Below are 3,121 nucleotides of genomic sequence, written 5' to 3'. Positions count from 1 at the left end.
CCGGCCTATCAACCCAGTCGTCTACTGGGAGCCTTACCCCATCAAGTGGGTGGGAATACTCATCTCGAAGCAGGCTTCCCGCTTAGATGCTTTCAGCGGTTATCCCTCCCGAACGTAGCCAACCAGCCATGCCCTTGGCAGAACAACTGGCACACCAGAGGTTCGTCCGTCCCGGTCCTCTCGTACTAGGGACAGCCCTTCTCAATATTCCTGCGCGCGCAGCGGATAGGGACCGAACTGTCTCACGACGTTCTAAACCCAGCTCGCGTACCGCTTTAATGGGCGAACAGCCCAACCCTTGGGACCGACTCCAGCCCCAGGATGCGACGAGCCGACATCGAGGTGCCAAACCATCCCGTCGATATGGACTCTTGGGGAAGATCAGCCTGTTATCCCCGGGGTACCTTTTATCCGTTGAGCGACGGCGCTTCCACAAGCCACCGCCGGATCACTAGTCCCGACTTTCGTCCCTGCTCGACCCGTCGGTCTCACAGTCAAGCTCCCTTGTGCACTTACACTCAACACCTGATTGCCAACCAGGCTGAGGGAACCTTTGGGCGCCTCCGTTACTCTTTAGGAGGCAACCGCCCCAGTTAAACTACCCATCAGACACTGTCCCTGATCCGGATCACGGACCCAGGTTAGACATCCAGCACGACCAGAGTGGTATTTCAACGACGACTCCACCTGAACTGGCGTCCAAGCTTCACAGTCTCCCACCTATCCTACACAAGCCGAACCGAACACCAATATCAAACTGTAGTAAAGGTCCCGGGGTCTTTCCGTCCTGCTGCGCGAAACGAGCATCTTTACTCGTAGTGCAATTTCACCGGGCCTATGGTTGAGACAGTCGAGAAGTCGTTACGCCATTCGTGCAGGTCGGAACTTACCCGACAAGGAATTTCGCTACCTTAGGATGGTTATAGTTACCACCGCCGTTTACTGGCGCTTAAGTTCTCAGCTTCGCCACACCGAAATGTGACTAACCGGTCCCCTTAACGTTCCAGCACCGGGCAGGCGTCAGTCCGTATACATCGCCTTACGGCTTCGCACGGACCTGTGTTTTTAGTAAACAGTCGCTTCTCGCTGGTCTCTGCGGCCACCCCCAGCTCGGGAAGCAAGTCCCCTCACCAGGCGTGGCCCCCCTTCTCCCGAAGTTACGGGGGCATTTTGCCGAGTTCCTTAACCATAGTTCACCCGAACGCCTCGGTATTCTCTACCTGACCACCTGAGTCGGTTTAGGGTACGGGCCGCCATGAAACTCGCTAGAGGCTTTTCTCGACAGCATAGGATCATCCACTTCACCACAATCGGCTCGGCATCAGGTCTCAGCCTTAATGTGCGGCGGATTTGCCTACCACACGGCCTACACCCTTACCCCGGGACAACCACCGCCCGGGCTGGACTACCTTCCTGCGTCACCCCATCACTCACCTACTACCACCTTGGATCAGCGGCTCCACCACTCCCCTTTGCCCGAAGGCTCCGGGGCGGCTTCACGGCCTTAGCATTAATGGGTTCGATGTTTGACGCTTCACAGCGGGTACCGGAATATCAACCGGTTATCCATCGACTACGCCTGTCGGCCTCGCCTTAGGTCCCGACTTACCCTGGGCAGATCAGCTTGACCCAGGAACCCTTAGTCAATCGGCGCACACGTTTCTCACGTGTGAATCGCTACTCATGCCTGCATTCTCACTCGTGAACCGTCCACAACTACCTTCCGGTGCTGCTTCACCCGGCACACGACGCTCCCCTACCCATCACAGCACCCGTTGGGGCTTATTGCTGCAATGACACGACTTCGGCGGTACGCTTGAGCCCCGCTACATTGTCGGCGCGGAATCACTAGACCAGTGAGCTATTACGCACTCTTTCAAGGGTGGCTGCTTCTAAGCCAACCTCCTGGTTGTCTCTGCGACTCCACATCCTTTCCCACTTAGCGTACGCTTAGGGGCCTTAGTCGATGCTCTGGGCTGTTTCCCTCTCGACCATGGAGCTTATCCCCCACAGTCTCACTGCCGCGCTCTCACTTACCGGCATTCGGAGTTTGGCTAAGGTCAGTAACCCGGTAGGGCCCATCGCCTATCCAGTGCTCTACCTCCGGCAAGAAACACACGACGCTGCACCTAAATGCATTTCGGGGAGAACCAGCTATCACGGAGTTTGATTGGCCTTTCACCCCTAACCACAGGTCATCCCCCAGGTTTTCAACCCTGGTGGGTTCGGTCCTCCACGAAGTCTTACCTCCGCTTCAACCTGCCCATGGCTAGATCACTCCGCTTCGGGTCTTGAGCGTGCTACTGAAACGCCCTATTCGGACTCGCTTTCGCTACGGCTACCCCACCCGGGTTAACCTCGCAACACACCGCAAACTCGCAGGCTCATTCTTCAAAAGGCACGCAGTCACGAGAACAAGGCAAGCCTCGTTCCGACGCTCCCACGGCTTGTAGGCACACGGTTTCAGGTACTATTTCACTCCGCTCCCGCGGTACTTTTCACCATTCCCTCACGGTACTATCCGCTATCGGTCACCAGGGAATATTTAGGCTTAGCGGGTGGTCCCGCCAGATTCACACGGGATTTCTCGGGCCCCGTGCTACTTGGGTGTTTCTCAAGCGAGCCGTACAGATTTCGACTACGGGGGTCTTACCCTCTACGCCGGACCTTTCGCATGTCCTTCGCCTATCCATACGGTTTCTGACTCGCCGACCAGCCGGCAGACTGATCAAGAGAAATCCCACAACCCCGTATGCGCAACCCCTGCCGGGTCTCACACGCATACGGTTTGGCCTCATCCGGTTTCGCTCGCCACTACTCCCGGAATCACGGTTGTTTTCTCTTCCTGCGGGTACTGAGATGTTTCACTTCCCCGCGTTCCCTCCACACTGCCTATGTGTTCAGCAGCGGGTGACAGCCCATGACGACTGCCGGGTTTCCCCATTCGGAAACCCCCGGATCAAAGCCTGGTTGACGACTCCCCGGGGACTATCGTGGCCTCCCACGTCCTTCATCGGTTCCTGGTGCCAAGGCATCCACCGTGCGCCCTTAAAAACTTGGCCACAGATGCTCGCGTCCACTGTGCAGTTCTCAAACAACGACCAGCCACCCATCACCCCCA

General features: G+C 57.1%; 1 rRNA gene. It reads right to left on the bottom strand.

Annotation, left to right across the window (positions count from 1 at the left end):
• Window positions 1-3,062, bottom strand: a 23S ribosomal RNA gene (locus ABZ490_RS51970); the annotation flags it as partial.
• Window positions 3,063-3,121: the final 59 nt, after the last annotated feature.

Origin of the sequence: Streptomyces sp. NPDC005811, assembly GCF_040630405.1 — a bacterium.
Taxonomy (GTDB): domain Bacteria; phylum Actinomycetota; class Actinomycetes; order Streptomycetales; family Streptomycetaceae; genus Streptomyces.
Note: the sequence above shows the minus strand (reverse complement) of the source record. Positions and strands in the feature narration are given on the sequence as shown.